The organism is Streptomyces triculaminicus (genome assembly GCF_017349075.1).
Taxonomy (GTDB): Bacteria; Actinomycetota; Actinomycetes; order Streptomycetales; family Streptomycetaceae; genus Streptomyces; species Streptomyces triculaminicus.
Genome location: NZ_JAFMOF010000002.1, coordinates 1,622,205 through 1,643,852, shown reverse-complemented (window position 1 = coordinate 1,643,852; position 21,648 = coordinate 1,622,205). Strand labels below are relative to the sequence as shown.

At 69.8% G+C, this 21,648-nt stretch carries 18 protein-coding genes and 2 pseudogenes; 5 read left to right on the top strand and 15 right to left on the bottom strand.

What is annotated here, in order from left to right; translation table 11 throughout:
• Positions 1-106 precede the first annotated feature (106 nt).
• Positions 107-806 (bottom strand): annotated as a pseudogene (locus J1792_RS35820) (LodA/GoxA family CTQ-dependent oxidase); the annotation flags it as partial.
• Positions 807-962: 156 nt separating this feature from the next.
• Between J1792_RS35820 and J1792_RS17585 the strand changes: the two are divergent.
• Together J1792_RS17585 and J1792_RS17580 are read left to right on the top strand one after the other, a co-directional pair.
• A pseudogene (locus J1792_RS17585) lies at positions 963-1,677 on the top strand (type 1 glutamine amidotransferase).
• 288 nt (positions 1,678-1,965) lie between these two features.
• Positions 1,966-2,256: a hypothetical protein gene (locus tag J1792_RS17580; RefSeq protein WP_143587762.1), complete on the top strand. Its 291-nt coding sequence runs from the start codon at positions 1,966-1,968 to the stop codon at positions 2,254-2,256.
• 135 nt (positions 2,257-2,391) lie between these two features.
• On the opposite strand, the gene J1792_RS17575 is transcribed toward J1792_RS17580, so the two are convergent.
• The 3 genes from J1792_RS17575 to J1792_RS17565 form a co-directional block, all read right to left on the bottom strand.
• Entirely contained in the window at positions 2,392-2,799 is a 408-nt protein-coding gene (locus J1792_RS17575) for a peptidase inhibitor family I36 protein (protein ID WP_086572639.1), read from the bottom strand.
• A gap of 143 nt (positions 2,800-2,942) precedes the next feature.
• Positions 2,943-3,782 carry an SAM-dependent methyltransferase gene (locus J1792_RS17570; protein ID WP_242645956.1) on the bottom strand — a complete coding sequence of 280 codons (840 nt, stop codon included), beginning with the start codon at positions 3,780-3,782 and terminating at the stop codon, positions 2,943-2,945.
• A 141-nt stretch (positions 3,783-3,923) separates the two neighbouring features.
• Positions 3,924-4,847, bottom strand: coding sequence for a dioxygenase family protein (locus tag J1792_RS17565; protein WP_242705161.1), 924 nt, complete (start codon positions 4,845-4,847; stop codon positions 3,924-3,926).
• 112 nt (positions 4,848-4,959) lie between these two features.
• Between J1792_RS17565 and J1792_RS17560 the strand changes: the two genes are divergently transcribed.
• Complete coding sequence (locus J1792_RS17560) at positions 4,960-6,207, top strand: acyl-CoA dehydrogenase family protein (protein WP_242645955.1); 1,248 nt, start codon at positions 4,960-4,962, stop codon at positions 6,205-6,207.
• A 183-nt stretch (positions 6,208-6,390) separates the two neighbouring features.
• Here the strand turns inward: J1792_RS17560 and J1792_RS34200 are convergent, their stop codons facing one another.
• The 5 genes from J1792_RS34200 to J1792_RS17535 all read right to left on the bottom strand — a co-directional run bounded on the left by J1792_RS34200 (position 6,391) and on the right by J1792_RS17535 (position 11,500).
• Entirely contained in the window at positions 6,391-7,086 is a 696-nt protein-coding gene (locus tag J1792_RS34200; protein WP_242645954.1) for a hypothetical protein, read from the bottom strand.
• A complete protein-coding gene (locus J1792_RS17550; RefSeq protein ID WP_086572642.1) occupies positions 7,086-9,383 on the bottom strand; it encodes a hypothetical protein in 2,298 nt (765 codons plus the stop codon). The genes J1792_RS34200 and J1792_RS17550 overlap by 1 nt, the downstream gene beginning before the upstream one ends.
• Positions 9,380-10,180 (bottom strand): hypothetical protein, encoded by an 801-nt coding sequence (locus tag J1792_RS17545; protein ID WP_207247654.1) that lies wholly within the window; start codon positions 10,178-10,180, stop codon positions 9,380-9,382. Before J1792_RS17545 ends, J1792_RS17550 begins: the two co-directional genes overlap by 4 nt.
• Before the next feature lie 145 nt (positions 10,181-10,325).
• Entirely contained in the window at positions 10,326-10,982 is a 657-nt protein-coding gene (locus J1792_RS17540; protein ID WP_086572645.1) for a Crp/Fnr family transcriptional regulator, read from the bottom strand.
• Positions 10,983-11,035: 53 nt separating this feature from the next.
• Positions 11,036-11,500: a Pycsar system effector family protein gene (locus tag J1792_RS17535; RefSeq protein WP_307843017.1), complete on the bottom strand. Its 465-nt coding sequence runs from the start codon at positions 11,498-11,500 to the stop codon at positions 11,036-11,038.
• A gap of 1,033 nt (positions 11,501-12,533) precedes the next feature.
• On the opposite strand from J1792_RS17535, the gene J1792_RS17530 reads away from it, so the two are divergent.
• Positions 12,534-13,184 carry a hypothetical protein gene (locus J1792_RS17530; protein ID WP_086575279.1) on the top strand — a complete coding sequence of 217 codons (651 nt, stop codon included), beginning with the start codon at positions 12,534-12,536 and terminating at the stop codon, positions 13,182-13,184.
• Positions 13,185-13,259: 75 nt separating this feature from the next.
• On the opposite strand, the gene J1792_RS17525 is transcribed toward J1792_RS17530, so the two are convergent.
• The 5 genes from J1792_RS17525 to J1792_RS17505 all read right to left on the bottom strand — a co-directional run bounded on the left by J1792_RS17525 (position 13,260) and on the right by J1792_RS17505 (position 19,659).
• A complete protein-coding gene (locus J1792_RS17525; protein WP_242645953.1) occupies positions 13,260-13,850 on the bottom strand; it encodes a hypothetical protein in 591 nt (196 codons plus the stop codon).
• A 73-nt stretch (positions 13,851-13,923) separates the two neighbouring features.
• Positions 13,924-15,822: an ABC transporter ATP-binding protein gene (locus tag J1792_RS17520; RefSeq protein WP_086575277.1), complete on the bottom strand. Its 1,899-nt coding sequence runs from the start codon at positions 15,820-15,822 to the stop codon at positions 13,924-13,926.
• 59 nt (positions 15,823-15,881) lie between these two features.
• Positions 15,882-18,296 (bottom strand): NACHT domain-containing protein, encoded by a 2,415-nt coding sequence (locus J1792_RS17515; RefSeq protein WP_207247652.1) that lies wholly within the window; start codon positions 18,294-18,296, stop codon positions 15,882-15,884.
• A 131-nt stretch (positions 18,297-18,427) separates the two neighbouring features.
• Positions 18,428-18,877 carry a GNAT family N-acetyltransferase gene (locus tag J1792_RS17510; protein ID WP_086573413.1) on the bottom strand — a complete coding sequence of 150 codons (450 nt, stop codon included), beginning with the start codon at positions 18,875-18,877 and terminating at the stop codon, positions 18,428-18,430.
• Positions 18,878-19,002: 125 nt separating this feature from the next.
• A complete protein-coding gene (locus tag J1792_RS17505; protein ID WP_086573418.1) occupies positions 19,003-19,659 on the bottom strand; it encodes a maleylpyruvate isomerase N-terminal domain-containing protein in 657 nt (218 codons plus the stop codon).
• Positions 19,660-19,948: 289 nt separating this feature from the next.
• On the opposite strand from J1792_RS17505, the gene J1792_RS17500 reads away from it, so the two are divergent.
• The gene (locus J1792_RS17500) at positions 19,949-20,392 is read left to right on the top strand and encodes a hypothetical protein (protein ID WP_086573412.1); all 444 of its coding nucleotides are present in this window, start codon (positions 19,949-19,951) and stop codon (positions 20,390-20,392) included.
• A 312-nt stretch (positions 20,393-20,704) separates the two neighbouring features.
• On the opposite strand, the gene J1792_RS17495 is transcribed toward J1792_RS17500, so the two are convergent.
• Positions 20,705-21,564 (bottom strand): IS5 family transposase gene (locus J1792_RS17495; RefSeq protein ID WP_372446086.1). Its coding sequence is split into 2 segments (ribosomal slippage): positions 20,705-21,198 and positions 21,198-21,564, totalling 861 coding nucleotides; the frame shifts between segments, so codons are not numbered across the junction.
• Positions 21,565-21,648 lie beyond the last annotated feature (84 nt).

Genomic DNA, 21,648 nt, shown 5'->3' with positions numbered 1-21,648 from the left:
AGACCGTGCGCAGGGTCTTCACGTCGGGTGCGTAGTTGGGCGGGGCGACCACGAGCCAGGCGGGGTGGACGGGTACGGCCTGGCCGCCGAGGGTGAGCTGTGCGGTGACGGGGCCGTCGGAGGTGTCGTCGTACCAGCCGTCGTTGTTGGCGAACGACGTCAGCGGCTTGTTCTGCGGAGACTTCGCCGCTCCGGCGCCGCCGAGCACCACCAGGCGTCCGTCGCCGTCGGCGTGCATCCGGCCCAGCGGGACGGCTTGGCCGAGGAACTTCCCGCCGGTGAATTCCACCGGCTGGCCGCTGGAGGCGTGCAGGGACTTGCGGCCTGGGTCGATGACGAGTTGGCTGCGGTCGGTGACGGTGTTGTTGCGTCGTGGCGAGCTGATGTTCACGCTGTCGTCGATGTCCAGGGCGAGGTTGAACGCGTACCAGGCGCCCTTCTTGTTCGCCAGATGCACGCTCCAGGTGAGGTCGGCGCCGGGCTCGGTGCCCTTGATCTCACGGACGACATGGCCCGCCGCGTCGTACCCGTAGAGACGGAACCGTGCCGCCTGGCGCTTCACGGCCCCCTGAAAGTCCTTGTACGAGCCGGGGGCGCGGGCTGGGGCTCGGGGTTTCGGGGCCGAGGAACCAGCCGTCCGGGTCGGTGCTGTTGCCCACGCGGGCGACCCCGATGGCGGGGTGGATCTTGGCAAAGGCGATGTCGTCGGGCACGGTCCGGGCCTCTCTGCGCGGCGCGGCGGCCGGGCTGCGGGGAGGAGAGCTTGTTTGTCGCCGAGTGACTGTTACGCCCAGAATTGACCGCATCGAGAATGTATGGCTATGCCACATAACATCTTGTGACCATTTAAGGTGGTAGGGCCGTCTGCTGGGCTCGAGCGGGACGGAGGTATATGCGGGTGGCGACGGGTCCACGGCCGGGCAACATTTTCCTTGGACGGCGTCTCGGCTGGAGGTAGGGATGTGTCTCGGCTGCTCGTGGTGCAGAACGCCGTGCGTGCGGATGCGGGCCGGTTCGGTGAGTGGCTGACCGAGGACGGCCTGGACCTGGAGGTGATCCCGGCCTACGCCGGGGCCGAGCCGCCCGCACGCCTGGGGCACCGGGCCCTCCTCGTCCTCGGAGGCGGGTGCCTGCCGGACGACGACGAGCGAGCACCCTGGCTCGCCCCCACCCGCGCACTCGTGGCCCAGGCCCTGGAGACCGGGGCGCCGGTCCTGGGCATCTGCCTCGGTGGCCAGCTATTGGCCCACGTGGCCGGCGGCACGGTCCGCGCGCGGCACGGAGCACCGGAGTTCGGCAGCACTCCCCTGGCCCTGCGGCCCGAAGCCGACGACGACCCTCTCTTCACCGGGCTGCCCCGCCGCGTCACCGCCATCGAGCGGCATCGGGACGCCATCACGGCCCTCCCCCCGGACGCGGTGTGGCTGGTGACCGGCGAACACTGCCCGTACCAGGCCTTCCGGGTAGGAGAACGGGCATGGGGGAGTCCAGTTCCACCCCGAGGCCGACCCGGACACCGTCCGCCGCTGGCCCCTCGACCGCCTGACGGCCCACGGCGTCGACCCCCACGAGCTCCTGCGCCGAGCGACGGCCGACGAACCGGCGGCAGCCGCCACCTGGCGCAAGGTCGCCGGCCGCTTCGCCCGTATCGTGCGCGCTGCGGTGCCGCCGCCTTGACCTCCTCCTGCGCGAGCCGACCGAGATCGTGGGCAGGTGAGGCCGCCGGATCTCGGACGCTCGAGGACGTGGCTACTCCTCCGGCGACGGGCCTATCGCCTGGGGCTGGCGGAGCTGCACCATCGGCCGCCGCATGGGCTCCCACTGGCTCCGCCCCCGCACTGCCGGCCGGTGGGGTGGGAGGTGAGCGCGCCCCCCGCATCATCCGTACGAGTGGCCGACGCATGTGGCGACTCGTACCGGGGCAGCTCTCGGGCGTTCCGACCTCGTCCAGAAGGATGGATGCCCATGCGACACCTCGTCCCGAAAAGCTTCGGTGCACTCGCCGCTGCGGCAGTGCTCTCGCTGACCGTTCCCGGTTCCGCTTCCGCAGCGTCCGGACAACTCGTCCTCAACGGACGCGTCTTCACCGACCCGCCCTCCGGGTGCTACCGCAACCTCAACGCGCCCCTGTCGGTTCAGAACCGCACCCGCACGGTCGCATACGTCCACACCACCCAGGACTGCACCGGCCCCGCCCAGTCTGTTCCTCCCAACTCCACATATGCAGCGAGCTCGGGACACAGCGTCCGCATCTAGGGGCTGCCTGGCGGTGGCATGCCTATCGCGTCGGCGCGCACGTTCCATCGGGCCCACTCTCATGACATCGGCGGGTGAGGCCGAGGCCGTTCAGCGCGATCTCCGCCGACGGCCGCCCGCGGCTCGCCCGGCGGCTCAGCGGCCCTCGCCGGGCGGCGTGCCGCAACTCGGGCCACCCGGCCCGTCGAACTGCACCGAGCTGAAGAAGTCCCGGTAGGTGGGGAAGAAGTTGCCCTTGCCGGTCGGCCCCGAAGACGTCACGGCCGTGCAGCCGCTGTAGTTCGCGTCGGACCAGAGGTAGATGGTCGAAGCCGTCCGGTTCCAGTCCGACTTGGCCCGGTCGTTCATGCCGAGCACTGCGAGGTCGGGAGTGCTGCGCGTCAGTTTGATCATGTCGCCGGTGCCGTCGAGGCCCGAGAACATGCAGTAGTAGCCGACCGGACACCGGTCGTACCCGTCGGCCGCGTGAGCCGTGGAGACCGGGACCACAGCGGCGGTCGCGGCGGCCACCGGCACGAGCAGTGCGGACAGCCTCGTTCTCATCGACACGAGATGGCTCCTTCACTGAGATGTCGTGAACTCATCGAGGACAAGGGTAGAAGCGGGGCACATCGCCGCGCCCGGACCACATGAGTTCTCCACCGGATGACCAGAAGACCCCGCCCTGCGGCCTTCCTGAACGGCGCTCAGCGATGGCAGTGGAAGATTCCGCTGCTCAGGTGGCCGTTCCGGCTGGCGTCCACCCACAGGGGAAGGTTCTCCAGGAGGCCGTCCAGGTAGGCGGGGCTGACGGCGGCCCGCAGTTCCGGTCCGCCCCGCTGGGTCTCTTCCAGGATGCGGAGGTAGTGGGTGAGCAGGTGCTCGCTGCGGTCTTCGAAATCGACGTGGGAAAGGCCCAGTTCAGCGAGGTGCTGCCGATAGAAGCCCGGCGTGGCCATCGCCTCCACGCCCAGGCGCGACACAGCCGGGCGCAACGCGTTCGGCGGGGCGTCGTCGGCCGCCATGAGGTCCGTGAAGACGAGCCGGCCGCCCGGGTTCAGGACCCGTACCGCTTCGCTCAGTACCTTCGCCCGCTCGTCGCTATGGCAGAACGCCTCCTGGGACCAGACGACGTCGAAGTATCCGTCCTCGTAGGGGACGTCTTCGAAGGAGCCGGTGACGACCTCGATCAGATCGGCCAGGCCGCGCTCGACGTTGGTCTTGCGGTGCCGTTGGTTCTGGGACTCGCTGATGTTGAGCGCGACGACGCGGCAGCCGAAGCATCCGGCCAGATAGCGTGCGGCCCCGCCGTATCCGGAGCCCAGGTCCAGGACGCGAGAACCAGGTCCCAGGAAGTCGGCGACCTTGTCCGCCGCCTTCTCGACCGTGCGGCGGGAGGCGTCCGCGACCGTTTCGCGTTCATGCTCGTACGTGCCGATGTGGATGTCCTCGCCACCCCACACGGTGGCGTAGAAGCCGTCGACATCGCTGCTGTCGTAGTAGTCGCGGGCCAACCCGGCGGCGTTTCCCGCGCTCTCGTGACTCAACGCTGCTCCCCTCACCCGACTGCCCCGACGCGGCTGTCACCGCCCGGCCCACCACGTCTACCGTGGGCCTCTCCTCACGACAAAAGGGCACGCTCTTCAGCAGTGCGCCGCCGACGCCTCAGCCCGTCCGTGTCGGCGCCCTCATCGGCGACCGTCGGCACGGGGCTGCAGCACGAAGTCGTACGTGGCGTGCCGGAAGGGCCGGTCGAGGGTGCTGCCGTCCGGGGCCGGGCCTGGGGGGTGGCGGGTGAACGCGGTGATCAGCTCCGGTCTGGTGGCGAAGACCACGTTGCTGTCCAGGAATTCCGAATCCTGCTGATAGAGGATGGTGACCAGTTTCTCGTGGCCCGGGTGGTCGACTAGGCAGTGGATATGGGGCGCGTGGTGCGGGTCGATGTCCGTGGTCCGGACGAGTGCGCCGACAGGGCCGTCCATGGGGATGGAGTAGGCGCGCGGGACGATGGTGCGGACGCAGAACGTACCGTCCTGCCGCGTCCGGTACTTGGCCCGCAGCCGGACCTCGTCCGACTCGGGGATCCGTGAGGTGTACGCCCCGTCGGCATCCGCGTGCCAGACGTCCAGGACCACGTCCGTGAGCGGCTTGCCGTCGGTGTCGGTGACGGTTCCGGTGAGGAAGAGCGGCTCTCCGGGGGCGCCGCCGGACATGTCGTGGCCGTAGGGGACCGTGGGCGAGCCGTCGATGTGGAAGGGGCCCATGAGGGTCGCCGGGGTGGCGCCGTCCCGGAGGCGGTCGTCCAGCTGCACGACGAGCCTGCTCAGCCCCAGGACGTCGGAGGCGAGAACGAACTCCTGGCGCTCGCCGTCGCAGGCGTGGCCGGCGGCGGCGAGCCAGTCCGCCGCGGCCGTCAGCTCGTCCTCGGTGAGCCGGACCTCACGGGCGAAGGCGTGCAGGTGCCGCACCAACGCGCTCATGACCTCGGCCGCCCGGCCGGGCCGCGCGGTGGCCCAGCGGCGAGCCGCCGACTCGGTGATGTCGTCCTCGTCGGCGAAGGTCATGGCGATCGTCCCCGGTTCCGTGCTGGTGGTGCTGAGGGCCGAATCCACGCTCCCATCGGCGTGCGGGCGCATACAAGGGCGCACCCCGTCCGCTCGGGCGCCGGTCCGCTCGGGCCTCCGGCCTTCGGGGCGCCCTTCCCCGAGCCGCCCGTGATCGTCCATGCTGCCCGTGAGAGGGCACGGCAGCGCGCTGTCCCGGTACCGCGACGTGGAGGGCACCGTCATGACGACGAGCGCGAAGAACCGAGCGCTGACCGAACGGGCCGCCGCGCTCGTCGGCCTGCTGCGTCGCAACGCCGCCCGTACCGAGGAGGACCGGCGGGTGGCCGAGGAGAACATCGAAGCCCTCGCCGATGCCGGCCTGTTCGGCATCACGGTCCCCGAGCGGTTCGGCGGTCACCAGGCGAGCATCCGTACGCTCCTGGAGGTGAGTGCCGAACTCGGCCGCGGCTGCGGATCCACCGCCTGGACCACCACTCTGTCCAATGTGTGCGGCTGGCTCGTCGGCCTCTACCCGGAACGCGCGCAGCGAGAGGTGTTCGAGACGGACACCGCCGCCCGTGTGTGCTCCGTCCTCACCCCCGCCGGGACGAGCAGGGCGGCCGACGGAGGGCAGGTCATCACGGGGCGATGGCCCTTCGCGTCCGGCTGCCTGCACGCCCGGTGGGCCCTCCTCGGCATGCCGGTCACCGGCGCGTCCGGCGAGAAGCCGGAACAGGGGCTGGCGCTCGTCCCGATGGACGAGCTGAAGATCGAGGACACATGGCACATGGCCGGGATGCGCGGCACCGGCAGCCACACCCTCGTCGCCGAGGACGTGTTCGTCCCCGCCCACCGCATCCTTTCCGTCACCAGGGCGCTGCGGGGCGAGTACCCCACCGAGTTCACGGACGAGACCCTGTACCGGTCCGCGTTCGTACCGGTGCTCGCCTCGGTGCTCGTAGGACCGCAGCTCGGCCTGGCCCGCGGTGGCCTGGAGCTGGTCACGGCGTCCCTCGCCAAGGGACGCCCCATTTCGCACACCTTCTACGAACAGGCGCGCGAAGCGTCCTCCACCCAGACGCAGATCGCCGAGGCCGCCCAGCTGATCGACTCCGCCGCGCTGCACTTGATGCGCGCGGCGGACGACATCGACGGCTGGGCGGCGAGGGGCCAGTACATGCCCTTGCTCGAGCGGGCACGCGTACGCATGGACACCGCCACGGTCGCCCGCCGCTCACGGGAGGCGCTGGACATCCTCCTGAACGTCCACGGCGCCGGGAGCTTCGCCGAGGCCAACCCCCTGCAACGCATCTGGCGCGACCAGGAGACCGCCGCCCGGCACGCCATGACCAACCCCGCCATCACGAGCGAGCTGTACGGGCGGGCTCTGCTCGGCGTCGAAGAACAGGTCAGCGCACTGATCTGAGTCCGAGCGTCGGCAGACGCCGAATACCGACCGCGGCGGCGCGTCACACGTAGGTGAACTCCACGTCGTTGCTCTTCTCACCGTCGGCCACGGCGACAACCCGTACCGTCCCCGAACCGGCGGGAACCGTGATGTCGAGTTCTGTGTGACCGTCCGGGCGCGAACTGAGCCCCGCCCCCGATTTCACAGCTCGTCGGCCAGGTCCTCCCAGTTCATCTGCTGCAGCACGACGCGCGTCGTGGCCCGGAACTGCTGGTGGCGACCCGGATCGCTGTCCAGTCTCTCCATGACCTGGGCGAGAACGACGGCAGCGCGCATGGCCTTGGACTGGGGGTCCTGCGCGTTCCCCACGTACGGCAGCACGTGGGTGTTGAACTCCTCCCACGAGATGGGGCGACTGCCGTCTCTGTGGAGGTCGATCCACCAGGCACGTGCCGCATCGGCGCTGACGAGTATCTCGCTCCTCAGGTGGCTGATCCGGTCGAGGTCGAGATGGTGCCGCAGTTGCTGCTCGCGACGGGCGTCGTCGTACGCCTGGGACCGCGCGCGATCGTCGGAGGCGAGGCGGAGTGTGATGCGGGCCCTGATCTCCGTCGCGGATCCTTCCGCTGCCGGCCCCCATTCGGACAGCCGTAGGGCCAGGGCGTTCTGCGCCTCGTCGAGCGCCGAGGGCATGTGCGTGCCGGTGATGGGGCGGGCGATGTCCTCGAGGGCCTGGCGTGCGGCGGAGCGCACAACGCCCCGGCCCCGCTCCCGGAGCTCGGGGGCGGGGCGGCAGCGCAGTACGCCACTGGCGCTGTAGTGGATGCCGAAGAGCGCTGTGGGCCAGGTGGCGGAGATGCGCAGGCGCATGCTCCGCCGCAGCCCGAAGTACGACATCACCCGGTGGCTGCCTTACGGCGCTCGTGGTTCCGGATGATCGCCTGCTCGAGGATCCGGCCCCAGAAGGTCTGCTGGAACGCCTCGTCCCTCGCGAAGAAGCGTTTCAAGCTGCTCCGGTGCACCTCGGGTTCGTACACGTCTGCCAGGAGGTCAGTCAGCACACCGGCCGGAAGGTCCCCCTGCTCGGCAGCGACTCCCCACCGGGTCAGTTCCGTTTCCGCGGCGTCCCGCGCGTCGTCATCACCGAGCAGCTGTTGCCAGGCTCGTACGAAGCGTGCGCGCCCCTCGCGCTCGCTCGCCGTGTCCAGCAGGAGCCGTGCACCCACGTCGCTGGAGGCGAGGGCGAGGAAGGCGACCAGCGCATGCCGCTTGGGCTGTTCTTCCCCCAGCCAGGACTTGAGCGCCCTGGCCACTTCGGCCGGGTTGACCTCGCTGAGCTTCCTGAAGGCTTCCGCCATCGGCTGGGAAGGGTACGCGGAATGCGCCGCTGCCCTCGCCAGGCGGGTCATCGCGATCGCCGGCTGGTGGACCGCCAGCTCGCCCCCGCAGATCTCCGTGACCAGAGCGATCAGCTCGGCCGGTGGCTTCGCGGCGGTCATCCATTGGTAGAGCCTGTTCCTGACGTACCTCCCGATCTCGGGGTCCAGCGCCGCATGGGTGAGAACCTCGACGGCCAGCGAACGGCGGCGCCCCGCGAGGTCCCTTCCGACACGGTCGATGATGGCGTTGTCGTGTACCTCGGTCGCCAGGTTGAGCAGCGATCCCATGACGAGGCGCGCGTCGTCCTCGGGCAGGCTCTGGTCGGCCGCCACAGCGACGGCCCAGGTGCGCAGCAGGTCTCGCTGCGTCGGGAACTCCTCCCACAGGTGTCGCAGAACCGCCGGTGCCAGATCGTGTTTGTTCCTGTCGTGGAACACGCGATCACCGTGGGGCTTGAGGTGTGCGGCCTCCAGTCGCCGGCTCGACGTCGCGTCCGAGAGGACGTCCACCGGTGCGCGGGAAAGGTTCAGGCTTGTCAGCAGCGTGTCGGCCGCCTGGATGACCGACCTCTTGGTGCCGCCGTTCACGAGGGCGCCGGCCCAGACCATGGCGCGGGTGGCGACGAGCGTGGGCTCCCCGGGCCCCTGTTTCGACGGGCTGAGGAGGTTGCCGATGTGGTGGTGCCAGCCCCGGAACTCGTCGAGGATGGCGCTGTCGTCGTGTTCCGTCGCCTCCTGGATGATGCGGGCCAGCCGGCGTGCGTCCTGAGCCGGCGGGTTGGACTCCCAGATGTCGCCGTAGGCCGCGCCCTCGAGCCAGCCGATCTTGTGGACGGCGCCGCGCCGTCGGAGCTCCTGGACGACCAGCGGCTTCGCGTCGGGCGAGGGAAGCATGACCGTGAACGGACGCGTCGCTTCCGTCCACTGCCCCTGCCAGCTCTGCGGCGTGGCGAGGACGACGAGGTATCGGTCGGCTCCCTTGCCGGTCTCTCCGTAACCGCGCAGCATCTCACCGAAGCGCGGGCCGGGAGGCTCGGGCATCTCGGAGAGGTCCAGGAGGTACCTGCCGCCCGGTGCGGCCGGGAGCTTGGCCACGTCCGGCTTGGACCACTCGGGTTCCAGGTCCGTGAACAGCGGCCCGGCGGAGAGGGACGCGACCGTGCCGAGCAGGCGGAGGGCAGCCGTCCGTCGTCCGTTTCCGGGGGGCGCGCACAGGACGACGACTCCGCCTTGGGCGAGGAGTTCCTGGGCCTGGGTCCAGCGCCGACTGTCACGCGGTGCGACGAAGCGGTCATCGGCGCAGGCGTACAAGTCGGTCAGGGGGACCGGCTGGGGAGTTACGAAGTCGCTGCCGTAGAAGTTCTGGGTCTCCGCTTGGAACGCGAGGCCGCCGGGCGGCACTTCCTGCGTGAACTGCTTGGTGGTGTGAGCGGCCGGGGGGCCGGGGTCCGGGTCTGCGGGCGTCGTTTCCGGTGATTCCGCCGCTGGTACCGGCTCGGCTTCCTCGTACGCCTCTTCTTCAACGGGTCCATGAGCGCTCGGGCCCCCGTCCGCGGTGTGGGGTACGGCGGCCCCCGCGTCGGCCGTACCCTGCTCGTGGTCGGACTCGTCGGTGGGGTCGGCCGGGCGGTGGCCTCCCCCGAGCGACCAGGCGGGCCAGCCCGGCCATGAGGAGCGCCTCGGCGATGGCGTCACCTCCTCCCGGCGTACGGGCTCGTTGTCCCGGTCGTCGCCCCTGCCGTCGGCGCGAGCACCGGAGTTGGCGTCCCGGTCGGGCTCCCAGGGCGGCCGAGTGAAGTAGGTGTCGTCGGTCATCGCAGTCCCCCGAATCCGTTGAAGTGCTGGTGCTGGCCCTGAACGTTCCCGTCGCCGTTCTGGGTGAAGGACACCGCCGCGGGAGCGGGCGACGAAGCCTGCGCCTGCGCCTCGCTGGGCGTCCGTGAAGACGGCTGCGAAGCCGACTGCTGCGTACCGGCATCCGCGGTCTCGAAGATGGCGGGGTCCGCCAGGCCCCAGTCGAGGCCCGGGACGTGCAGCCACGCGGGCTGCTCGAATGTCTTGACCTTGGCGAGACTCCGCGCATAGTGCGCGGGAAGCGTTCCGCCCGTAGCCAGCCCGCTACGGAAGACGTCTTCGTGGACGCGCTGCGAGATGACGACAGCCGTGTTGGTCAGCTCCGGATTGGCGCGTGCCAACAGGTCACGCAACGCATCGTGATCCAGCAGCCGGTGGGTTTCCACCATCGGCACGCCGAGCCCGGTGGGAGGCAACGGGCCGACGTGGATACTGACCCGCAGCTGCAGAGCCGGCTGACCGGGGTTGTGCCTCCGGTAGTCGTGGAGGACCTGGCTGAGCGCGTCGGGGAAACACCCGACCAGACCGGGCAACACCTCGGGGTCCATCCCGGCGACGTACCCGTCCCCGGTGTGCTGCGGGAAGGCGCGCTGCTCCCACCTGGCGCTCAGGCCGACAGCCGACAGCGCCTGCGCGAGCACCTGCTGGATGACGGCGTTGACCTGCTGCATACCGGTGCTGTTATGCGCGCTGAAGTTCCTCGCATCGACCGCGAGGACGGCGCGATAGGGCCATAGCGGCTCCCAGGACGGAGTCATAGGGGTCTCTTCTCTTCGTGTCTCTTCGTGGAAGGTGCCGGTGAAGCGGTCACAAGTGACTGTGACGGCAGACGGCAGGCGGTACCGTCCAGCGCTGGACCTTCCAGCGGTGACGTGGACCACATTGCGGTGCCGGCGCCGTGCTCTACTCCTCGGAGAGCTCCGCGAGGGCGACACTGTCGTTGACCACCAGGCGGCCGCGCCCCAGGGTCAGCACCCCTGTGGCGTGGAAATCACGGAGCACCGCCATCACCGAGGAACGGCTCATCGCCGCCATGACGGCGAGTTCCTCCCGGTCCATGCCCAGTTGCACGCTGACGGCTCCATCGGCGTCCGGGGTGCCGACTTCGGCAGCCAGGTGGCCGACCACGCGCGCCACACGCGCTCGAGGCGACAGCCGGATCAGCGCGGCATGCAGGTTTTCGTTCTCCTGCATACGTTCAACGGCAAGCCGGTACACGGCCCCCTCCAGGCGGTGCCGGGCGAGGTAGCCACGGAACGCGTGCGCGGGCAGCACGTACCCGGTGCACGCGGTCACGGCTGTCACCGTGGCCGATCTGCGGTGGTCGAGGAGCGCTCCCATCTCACCCAGCACTTCGCCCGCACCACGCAGAGCCAGGGGGACGCGCTCCCCGCTCCGGGCCGACTGCGCGACCTTGACGATGCCGTCGGTGAGGGCGATGACGGCGGTCGCCGTCTCTCCCTGCCCCAACAACACAGCCCCTCGCCGGTACTGGCGCCGTTGGCCGCGTTGCACAAGATCCGCCCATGCCTCTTCAGGCACCAAGCCGCGAAAGTTCACGAATCCCCCGTCCGTACTTCCCTACCCGCGCACTCCCCCGTCCGCGGCAGCTGCTAACCGATCACCGCCGCGATGCCCAGCGCACCCGAACCCGTCACCGCCGCCGCGAACGACCACTGCACCCGGCGATGCTTGGCCCAGGCGATCTCGCTCATGACCACCAACTGCCGTGACAGCGCGGCCAGGAGATCCCTCTCACGCAGCGCGCCCTCCAGCTGCTCGGGCTCGAAGTGACGCAGGTGGCCGAAAAACAGGTAGTCCTCGTCGGGTTCCTGCCCCCGCCGCTCGGATCGCAGGTTGGGTGACACCGCCGCTGCCGCGAGGCAGGCACCCGCCAGGAGCGTCAGCACCCCCGCCCACCCCAGCACCTGCGCCGGAACCGATCCCCGCGGAACCCGTGGCCTGCTCCGGTCAGCACCCCGAACAACGCCAGCACGGCCGACTGCAGGCTGAGCGCGATCGACGCCTTGGCGTCGGCCTTCCCCGTCCAGTCCGCCAGAGCCGTCTGAATCCTCCACGCCGCATCCAACGGATCTGCTGCCACCAGATTTTCCGCCCTCTCACGGCTCCGGACGGCCCCACCAGCCGACTTTTCGGCACCATGATCGCTCACCACCCACGCGAACCAGCCCGCCGACCGTTCTTCGGCCGAAAATGACCCATGGGCCAGAACGGATCCCCGGCCATCGCTGGGTTCCGGCTTCTCCACCTTCGGCGGAGGACGCGAAACATCTCCGGACGCTCGCCCAGGGCGCCCGGTGTGGGCGCCCTCCGGAGCACCCCCGGGCAGGGTGCACTGTAGGGAGGGGGCGCCCATGGGACGCCACCGGAAGAAGCCGCTTCGCGAACGCATCCTCGCGGTGACCCGCGAGTTCGGGAGGTGGATGATCGGACGGTGACCGGCAGTCCTCACAGATACTGAGGGCTGACGGCCACACGCCGTCCATCTCTTTTCCGGTTGGCCCTCGTCGCGGACTAGCCCTCCGAGGCGGGGGCCTCTGCACGGTCGGGCGCCCGGCCGCACAAGCATCAAGCTCACAAACGTAGGCACGTGCCGCAGCCCTGATCGGCATCCGTCGACGCGCCCGGAGCGAGGCTGGGGGTCGGGCGAGTGGTCCGCTGCTCGATCAGCCGGCCCGGCTGACGGGCACTGGCGTAAATCCGCCGCTTGCGACGGTTCCTACCCGCGACGGCTCCGGTGGGAGCACTGTGTTGCCGCTTCAGCACACCACAGGACAACACCACGGAACGCACGTCACCGGGGGATCACCATGCCGAGCCGGATCGGAGTCGCGGTCGCCGTCGCCGCACTCACCCTGCTGATACCCACAGCGGCCGCCGCCGCGCAGGACACCGACTCGTCGGCCACACCATCAGTCTCGGGCCCCGCCGCCCAGCCTTTCGCCGGACAGGCCAGAACGCAGGACGGGCCCACCCGGCCACAGCTGCGCGCCCGGGTGGTCGGCACTCTGGAGGAGGACGGCGTCGCCCGGGCGATGAACAAGCACGGCGACGTCCCCTTCCGCACCGAGCAGGGCGATCCTCGCCGGCATGGCACGGCTGGGCGAGGACGGCACGCTGCTGGTGACGGCGTCGCACCAGTTCATCGGCTGGCCCGGAGGGCACCCGCGCGTCGCCACCTCGTACTACCGCTGGCGGCCGGAGACCGGGTTCAAACACCTGGCGGGCCCGGGCGACGGCTCCTACACCGCCGCACTCGACGACGAGGGGCTCGTCGTCGGCTGGAGGAGCGACACGGGCACCGCCTGGCGGACCGACGGTACGGAGGCGACGTACGCCGGCTCGGTGCCCGGCACCACCCGCACCTGGCTGCGCGGCGTCAACGACAGTGGCGTGGCCGTCGGTGGGGAGATCCGCCCGGACGGCACCGCCGCGGCGATCCGCTGGGACGCGCCGAACACCCCGCAGCAGCTGACCGACGAAGGTTTCGGCGGGGAGGCCCTGGACATCGACGAACGCGGCTGGATCACCGGTACCGTCCGCGTCGCCGCGGGCGGCGGCAGCCTCCCCGTGGTGTGGGATCCGCACGGAGGAATTCACAGGCTCGATCGGATGCTGGAGCTGCCCGAGGGCAGTTCAGTTCAGTCGATCGACGCCATCAACGACCACAACCAGCTGCTGCTGCGGATCCGCGACGCCGCCTCACACCGCACCAGCGCCATGGTCGTCCAGCTCGTCTGAGGACGGGTCATCAGGCGGATCGACGCGTCACCACAGACACGTCGATCCGTCGACCTCCGGCACACCGGCCCAGCTTCAGGCGGCGGTCCGCTCGGGCGCGACAGACGCGGCCGTGCTCGGCCGGCCGGACCACCAGATCGAGGCGAGCAGGAGCACGCCGGGGAGGATTCCGGCGACCCCCCTGATGACGGCGACGGAGGCATCGCAGGCCGCCAGCACCAGGCCGGCGGCGCCGCAGGCCGCCATCGACGCGCCGAGCACGCGCAGCAAGGGCCTTCCCCAGGCGGCTGCGAGGCCGAAGAAGTGCACGCCGACCACGAAGGCGATCCAGCCCACGGCCGCGCGCGGGGTGTGCAGCACCTTGCTGATCACGATCAGCCCGACCGCGAGCCCGAGCACTTCGGCTGCCACCACGTACCAGTAGCGCCGCCCGAAGCTCGCGCTCGGCGTCGCGTCACCGCCGCTCTCGGTCCCTCCACCGCGCCGCCGCCCCAAGACGACCAGGCCGAGGAACGCGGCGATGGCGGCTATCCGCAGCGGAACGGCGACGGCCATCGGCAGCGCGCCCGCATTCACCTGGATGAAGGCAAGCCCGAAGCTGGCACCGATAAGACTGCCGACCCGATCTTTTGTCATGAGCACAAGTTTTTCACCCATGTGGATCATCGGCCAAATCCCGCCTTGACAGCGGCCGGTCGCGAGCCTTCCTCTTCCCGGTCCCGTTCAGCCTTCTACCCGGTCAACGGTCCTGGCTGAGTTCGTACAGTTCCTGGAACAGCCCACCGGCGCGGACGAGCTGGTCGAACGTGCCCTGCTCCGTGATGCGGCCTCGCTCCATGACGATGATCCGGTCGGCGATCTTGGTGTTCTCCAGGCGGTGCGTGACGACGATCGAGATCCGCTCGGCGGCCATTTCCTTGAGCACTTGGAAGATCAGGTGCTCGCCGCGGGCGTCCATCTCGCTGGTGGGTTCGTCCAGGACCAGTACGGCGGGTTTGCGGTAGATCGCGCGACCGCAGGCGAGGCGCTGCCACTGCCCGCCGGAGAGTGTCACGCCGCCCCACACCTCGCGGGCGAGCAGCATGTCCAGGCCGTCGGGGAGTTCCTCGACGGCCTCGCGCATGCCGACCGTCTCGACGACGTCCCACACGGCTTCGTCGTCCCAGGTGACCGGCTGGCCGAGGGTGATGTTCTCCCGGCACGCCAGGGGCCAGCAGGCGAAGAACTGCGGCACGAGCCCGGTCTGTGCCCACACCGTGTCGGGGTCGACGCTCGCGAGATCGACGCCGTCCCAGGTGACGGTGCCTTTCTCGGCGAGATACAGCCCGGTGACGAGCTTGATGAGGCTGGACTTCCCGGAGCCGTTCTCCCCGACCACCGCCACCACCTCACCCCGGCGCAGAGTGAGCGACAAGTCGTCCACGGCCGGGTGGGGTTTGTTCGGATAGGCATAGGTGACGTTCTCGAGACGGATCGTCTCCGGGCACACCGGAGCCTGCTCGCCACCCCGGGCCAGGGCGACGTCGGCGGTGGTGGTGTCCACGAACCGCTTCCAGTCCCCCAGGAAGAGGGACGAGTGGAACAGGCTCGCGCTGTAGTGGACGACGTTCGTCAGGTTCCCCAGCGCCGTGCGCACGGCCACCACGGCGGTCGCCGAGACCGCGAGGGACACCTGCCCGGAGACGGTCAGCCACACCAGCGTGGCCCAGGCGCCGGTCAGGCATACGCCGCCGGCCGCCGCCGCGATGAGGTTCGTACGTACCTGCCGCCCGGCCGCGGCTACCGTGCGGCCGTCGATACGGCAGCTGAGTGTCTCGTACCAGAACATCAGGTAGCGGCGCATGCTGTTCGCGCGCACCTCGTTCGCGAAGCCGGAAGTGGTGATGTGCCAGCGCATCATCCCTTTGAGGTTGCGGTTGGCGGCGTTCTCGTAGTGCGTACGGTGCTCGATCTTCGCCTCCGCCACCGCCCCGATCCCCGACGGCAGCACCGCCAGCGTCAGGACCGGCAGCATCAGCGGGTGCAGCACGGTGACGACACCGAACGCCGCTACGAGGCGGATGAGCGCGGCCATGAAGGACTGGGCGTCGTAGAGCATCCGCTCGCAGCGCACCACGCCCGTCTCGGCGTGCTCGTGCTCCTCGGCGAACGAGGCGTGGTTGAAGGCCTCCAGCTCCACCGACAGCATCGCCCGCACCAGCGCCGTGTCCGCCGCCGTCATCACCCGCGGCTTGAGCCGGGCCACCGCCCAGGCCGCCAGTCCGTAGGCGACTCGTCCCACCGCCGCCGCGACCGCGACGACCGCCAGCGCCGGCAGGGCCTCGCCCACGCGGTCGGGAACCAGGCCGCCGCCCAGGAGCGGCACCATAGCCTTCGCCGTGGCCGCCAGTACCACTGCCGCGGCGACGCCGGAGGCGATCTGGCAGCCGACCAGCAGCATCACGTCCCGCCGGTCGATCGCCCACGCCATCCGCGCGATCTGCCCGAGCAACGCGGGAATCCTCCTGCAGAGCCCCCAGAACGAGGTGTCCTGGAACGCCGACCGCAGCTTCGCCCGCTTCTGCTTCGGCTCCACCGGCTCCGGCATCGGCGGCCTGCCCGGTGTCCGGGTCTGTTTGTCCCCCTGTACAGCCTCCATGATTGATCTCCCTCCCATGACGGGTTAAAGGCTCCCCTGGTGGGTGAAGTGCACCGAATTCAAGGCACCCGGTGCCTAACCGGCATCAGCGGGGAACGGTCACGGGCCCGGGCCGACCGATTTCCTGACCTCACGTCACGTGGTGGTCGCCGGCGCGGGGCTGGGACGATCCGGCCGCTGAGGTGTTCGGGGGCGGGGAGCCCGGGGTGGGTGGCGAGGTGCTGCTGGAGGCGGGCGTGGCGGAACTGGTAGCCGGGGCCGACCTGGCGGAGGATCCCGAGCCGGTGTGCGTCGGCGAGGAACGCCTGCAGCCGCCAGGGGAGCTTGCCGCGCGCGGCGAGGAGCAGGCGGGCGACGGTGTAGTGGGGCCAGGAGTGAGCGGCCAAGGCGACCACGAAACCCATGATGCCACCGTGGAAAAGGCCGACGACCGCCGCGAACATGGTGGTGCGCAGAGGATCGGCCGGAACCCAGGGCACGGCCCGCATGGCGGCGTCGGGAATGACGAAGACCACCGCGCAGGCCGCTCCGCTGATCAGCGAAACAAGGCGATCCGCTTGAACGGAGGACGCGGCCGTCGCCACATCGTCAGCGGTGGACGGATCCCGGACCCAGTCCAGGGCGGCCAGGCTCACGCCCGCCACGGTGCCGATCACCAGGCCCCACGGCACGGTCCCGAGCGGAAGGACCGCCTCGTACCCCGCGATCGTATAACTGGCGAAAACGGTCACACTGATGACGGCGACGCCGACGACGAGTACGAGCGCGCGGATCGCCTGCCTGCCCCAGTGACGCCGGGCAGGGCTGCTGCGGCTCGGCGTACGAGGAGGCGAGGGCAGCCCGGCGCCCAGCATGACGAGCCACAGGCTGAAGCAGAGGAAGCCTATGGAGGCTACGAGCACCGGTCCGGAAGCGCCGCGGTAGTACCACCACGTCGACGGCGGAAGCGCGAGGCCACCGGACAGGGAGATGACGGCGGCCACGGCGGACGCACGGGGCAGGCTGCGTTCCCGTGTGGCGATCAGGCCGCTGAGGGCCAGCACGGGAACGAAGACAAAGGACTCGAGTACCGACTGGGGGAACCACCGCAGGGCCTCCGGCCACGAGGGAACGTCCTGGACCATCACCAGGAATGACGTGGCCAGCAGCAGTCCGGCGCAGGCGATCGAGGTCCACGTCCATGCACGCCGCCATGGTCCGGCGAGAGCCGGAGTCCACCGGTACAGCTGCCACCACATCAGGTCGTAGGTGCCCTGCGCGTGCATCCCCGCCGCGAGATGAGCGAGATAGCCCTGGGCCTGCCGGGGATCCCAGCTGCGGGTGGGGCTCTGTCGCCGGGCTCGGCGGTAGAGGGTCGGGACCAGCGCGCCGAGGAGGTGGCGCTCGATGTCGGCGGGTGTGGAGAAGCTTCGGGTGTCGACGAGTTCGGCGGGATCACCGTCGTTGTCGGCATAGACGGACCGGGCCAGGGCCACCATCAGAGGGCTCGTCAGTGCCTGGGCGGCAGGGGCCTGCGGATGGTGGTCGAGGTGCTCTGCCAGGGCGTTCCAGCCGTGCTGACGACCGGACTCCGGTGGCGTGGCAAGCCGCAAGAGAGCGAGGGCATCGCTGGTGCGTACGGGCGCGGGCTCCAGGACCGCCGCCCCGGTCAGGATGCCGCTTTCCGTCACCGCTCGCACGTAGTCGGCGGTGCGGCAGGTGAGGACGAGAGGGGCGTCGGAGGGCAGGGTGTCGTTGAGGGAGGCCAGGGCTGCTGCCCGGCGTCGTTCGGGGAGCTCGTCGAGGCCGTCGAGTACGGGGATCAGGCGGTGCTCGGTGAGGAGGTCCTCGATGACGCTGGCACCGTAGGTCTCGGTGTCGGCTATCGCCGGGTAGTCCGCGGCGATGCGGCGGCGCAGCCAGTTCCTGGCGCTCTCGCGCGCGGGATCGAAAGAGGACAGCGAGAAGAGCACCGGCACCGGATCGTCGGTGGTGCGCGTGCGCAGCAGCGCGAGCAGGAGCAGTACGGTGAAGGTCGTCTTCCCCGATCCTCCCGCCCCCAGTACCACCAGGCGCCGACGCGGAAGCGAACCGAACGCCGCGGCCAGCTCCTGCGGGTCACCGGCCCGGCAGACCACTGCCGTGCCCACCAGCTGACGGTGGTCGGACACTCCCGGGTGGGAACAGTCCGACCAGGCCAGCGGCAGCGGCGCCGGGTCGTACAGCTGCCGGAGGATCGCCTCTTCCTCCCACTGCCGACGGACCGTACGAGCCAACACCTCGACGGCGTCCGCGGCTTGTCCACTGCTGGAGTGCACACGTCCCCGGCCGGCGCGCCAGGCCCACACGGACAGCACTCCGAACAGGGCGACGACAGCGCTCAGCACCGCGGCCGCGGCGGATATCCGGGCGGGATCGCGCAGCGGCCACACCAACAACAACCCACACATGACCGCGGCGCACAGCGCCCAGGTCACCATCCATCGCCAGCGCATACAGAGCGTAACGACCTGGGGGTGGCCGCGGTCACAGCGGCGGCTTTCGGTTCTCTGTTCCCAGGGAGCGTTGAGTGAACCGGCGTATCTTGGGCGCTGGTTGGGTGCGGCGCTCTTCGCACCGCACCTTGTCAGACGGTAACGAACCGCAGTTCAGGGCGTTCCCAGGCAACCTTCGGTGGCGCCGGCGCAACCATTCCCACCCGCTCGGCGCCAAGACGCCGGTAGAACTCCTCGGCCGGAGGATGAGAGACCACCCGCACATCGGCCAGGCCGGCCTCCCTGGCCTGGCCGATCATGTGCTCTATGAGGAGCCGACCGACGCCTCTTCCCTGCGCGTCATCCGCCACGAACGCCAAATCCAGCTCCGGTGGCTCCAACACCAGGGCGTAGAAGCCCAGAAGCCGCTCGACTGTATCGACGGCCACGAAAACCCCGTGCTGGGCGATGTAGTCGGCGGTGACCCGGTAACCGGAGATGATCGAGGCGTACTTCCCCTCATACGCACCGGACTCCTGGACCAGGGCGGTGAGGCGCTCCGCATCCTGTGCAGCGGCTCTCTTGATCGTTATGGACTGCATCTGCCGCAGTATAGGAGCACGTACGGCTAGCGCCTATTACATGCCAGGCTCTGGTCCGCTGCTGAACAGATGCAACGGGCGTACGCCTGTGGGTTTCGCGACGCCAGCACGTCGGCAGTCGGCGGTCAGCCGATGACGAGGGGAAGCTTCGCGGCCAGCGCGCCCAGTTCGGCGTTCTCCGCGTCGGTCGGGGCACGCCGCCCGGTGCCGACCAGCAGCGCGTCCTTGTCGGAGAACGACGCGGGGAACGCGCTCCCGGCGATCTTCTCGAGCATTTCGCGGGACCGGGCGAGCCCTTCCGCGGGCGGTTGTGCCGCGTCGGGGAGGTGGGCGACCAGGTCAAGGTGGTGCAGGGTCCACTCCAGGACGTACGCCGAGAGGTAGTCGCCCGCGGTGAGGACCTCGTCGCGGGTGCCGACCCGTAGGTGCAGGTCGGCGAGTTCGGCGGCGCGGCCGGCGGCGGAGCCGACGTCGTCGAGGTGGAACTTGAGCAGCCAAGGCTCCTGGTACGCGGCGGCCAGGCGGACGATCAGCGCGTCGAGCGGGTCGTCGCCGGTCGGTGGTGTTTCGGCGACGGTCCAGTAGGTCACCGCGTCGCAGGTCGGTTCCCCTTCGGCGGGGGTCACGAGGGTGATCAGGACGTCCTGAGCGTCGATGACCAGATGGCACACCAGGTCGCGCACGAGCCAGCCGGTACAGCCGGACGGCTGTGCGAAGTCCTCGTCCGAGAGTTCGGCGACCGCTGTGCGCAACGCCGTCCAAGAGCGCGAGAAGAGATCCACCTCGGCACCGTAGTGCGGTGCCGAGGTGACGGACAAGCGCACCGGGAAGCCGGCCGGTCCATACGGAGTCCGTCCCACCCGTCCCACGAGAGCCTCGATGGATCCCACGTCTCCGCAGGTCAGAGCGTGGGACGTCCCACGATGGCCCGACTCCTCGAGATCCGTTGGCAGGCGTGGACGCGGCGCAGCAGAGTCGTTCCCGCAAGCCGACGGGCGGTGCGGTCCACCCCGCGCCGCCCGTCGCACCACCACTCACCAACGGACTCGTCAACGGGGAGGAATCCACCTCATGAACGTACGCAGGAACATCGCCGCCGTGGCCGTGACCGCCGCACTGGGCGGAGGGCTGGCGCTGGCGGCACCGGCCGCCACCGCCGCTCCGGCGTCCGACACCACCGTGACCGCACCCCAGGTCCAGGAGCGCTGGTACCGCCAGTGGGGCCCTGTCGACATCAGCCAGGCCTACCTCCGGTCGCACAACCACCGCTGGGACTCCTCCGGGCACCAGCAGCCCGGCGGCGGGCTGACCATGGCTCGCGGGGCCATCAGCTGCACGGGGAAGGGCTCGATGTCCCTGGAGGTGCGCAACGTGAGTCAGAACAAGAAGGACTCCGTGAAGGCCAGCTGCAACGGCAAGAAGAACTACTCCACCGTGGCCGCCAGGCAGGGCGACGTCATCAAGTTCACCATCAAGGGCAGCAAGGCCACCAAGATCGAGGCGTGGGCCGGCTGACGCACCTCCATCAGGTACCCGGGCGCTTGACGCCCTGACCTGACCCTTGTCCGACCGCGGTGGCGTGGCCTCTCTTGGGGGAGGGGCCACGCCACCGCCCTCCTGCCACGCCCATCAGCATGCAGCGGTGCTTGCTCGAGCGGCAATGGCCGCACCTGTGGGAGGGGAGCGTCCATGGGACGCCACCGCAAGAAGCCTCTGCACGAACGGGTCGCCTCGGTGATCCGGGAACTGTCGAGGTGGATGCGGATGCGGGGCCGGTGACCAGCCCGCCCCCAGAAGGACTAGGGGCGGACCAACTAGGGTCCGTCTTCAAATTGATCTTGCCCAGAGCAGGAGTGATGCGAGTGTGACTGCTGCTTCGTAGGAGGTGGCGGTCTTCTCGTAGCGGGTGGCGATGCCGCGGAAGCCTTTGAGTTGGTTGAAGCAGCGTTCGACGGTGTTGCGGCGGCGGTAGATCTCGCTGTTGAAGCTTGTCGGCCGGCCGCCTCGTCGGCCTCGGTTTCGGCGGTGCCGCTTCTGGTCGTTCTTCTCCGGGATCGTGTGTCCGATGCCGCGTTTACGCAGGTAGGCGCGGAAGCCGCGTGAACTGTAGGCCTTGTCTGCGATCACGTGATCTGGGCGGCAGCGGGGCCGGCCTGGTCCGGTACGGGGCACTCGGATGCGTTCGAGCAGGGGGCGTGCGCAGATGCCGTCGTGTCGTTGGCCCGGAGTGAGCAGGATGGCCAGGGGGCGGCCGCGGCCGTCGCAGGCGAGGTGGATTTTGCTGGTCAGGCCTCCCCGGGATCGGCCGAGGGCGTGATCGTCCGGTTCGTCCGTCCGGTGCCTCCCCCTTTTCGGCCGGTGGCGGCGGCGTGCTGGTGGGCGCGGACGATGGTGGAGTCGATCTGGACCAGCCAGTCGATGTCACCAGCGGCGTCGGCACGGGCCTGGATCCGTTGCAGGGCCCGGGTGAACACGCCGTCGATGGCATAGCGGCGGAAGCGAGTGTAGACCGTCTTCCACGGGCCGTAGCGTTCTGGCAGGTCACGCCAGGAGACCCCGGTCCGGATCTTGTAGACCATCCCGTTGATGACCCTGCGGTCCTCGGTCCGAGGCCGGCCTCTGCTGGCACTCGGTATCAGCGGAGCCAGTAACTCCCACTCGGAGTCGGTCAGTTCATGACGTCGAATCACGACACCATGATCCACCATCGAACGACCATTTGAAGACGGACCCTAGTCCCGGCTCGGTCCTCGCCCGTGAACTTGCCCTTC

Bases quoted from the DNA above. Each gene is read 5' to 3' on its own strand.
- J1792_RS17550 (WP_086572642.1), bottom strand. From the start codon at position 9,383: ATGACCGACGACACCTACTTCACTCGGCCGCCCTGGGAGCCCGACCGG.
- J1792_RS17525 (WP_242645953.1), bottom strand. From the start codon at position 13,850: ATGATCCACATGGGTGAAAAACTTGTGCTCATGACAAAAGATCGGGTC.
- J1792_RS17560 (WP_242645955.1), top strand. From the start codon at position 4,960: ATGCTGCCCGTGAGAGGGCACGGCAGCGCGCTGTCCCGGTACCGCGAC.
- J1792_RS17500 (WP_086573412.1), top strand. From the start codon at position 19,949: ATGAACGTACGCAGGAACATCGCCGCCGTGGCCGTGACCGCCGCACTG.
- J1792_RS17545 (WP_207247654.1), bottom strand. From the start codon at position 10,180: ATGACTCCGTCCTGGGAGCCGCTATGGCCCTATCGCGCCGTCCTCGCG.
- J1792_RS17580 (WP_143587762.1), top strand. From the start codon at position 1,966: ATGCGACACCTCGTCCCGAAAAGCTTCGGTGCACTCGCCGCTGCGGCA.
- J1792_RS17515 (WP_207247652.1), bottom strand. From the start codon at position 18,296: ATGCGCTGGCGATGGATGGTGACCTGGGCGCTGTGCGCCGCGGTCATG.
- J1792_RS34200 (WP_242645954.1), bottom strand. From the start codon at position 7,086: ATGTCGTACTTCGGGCTGCGGCGGAGCATGCGCCTGCGCATCTCCGCC.
- J1792_RS17520 (WP_086575277.1), bottom strand. From the start codon at position 15,822: ATGGAGGCTGTACAGGGGGACAAACAGACCCGGACACCGGGCAGGCCG.
- J1792_RS17510 (WP_086573413.1), bottom strand. From the start codon at position 18,877: ATGCAGTCCATAACGATCAAGAGAGCCGCTGCACAGGATGCGGAGCGC.
- J1792_RS17530 (WP_086575279.1), top strand. From the start codon at position 12,534: ATGGCACGGCTGGGCGAGGACGGCACGCTGCTGGTGACGGCGTCGCAC.
- J1792_RS17575 (WP_086572639.1), bottom strand. From the start codon at position 2,799: ATGAGAACGAGGCTGTCCGCACTGCTCGTGCCGGTGGCCGCCGCGACC.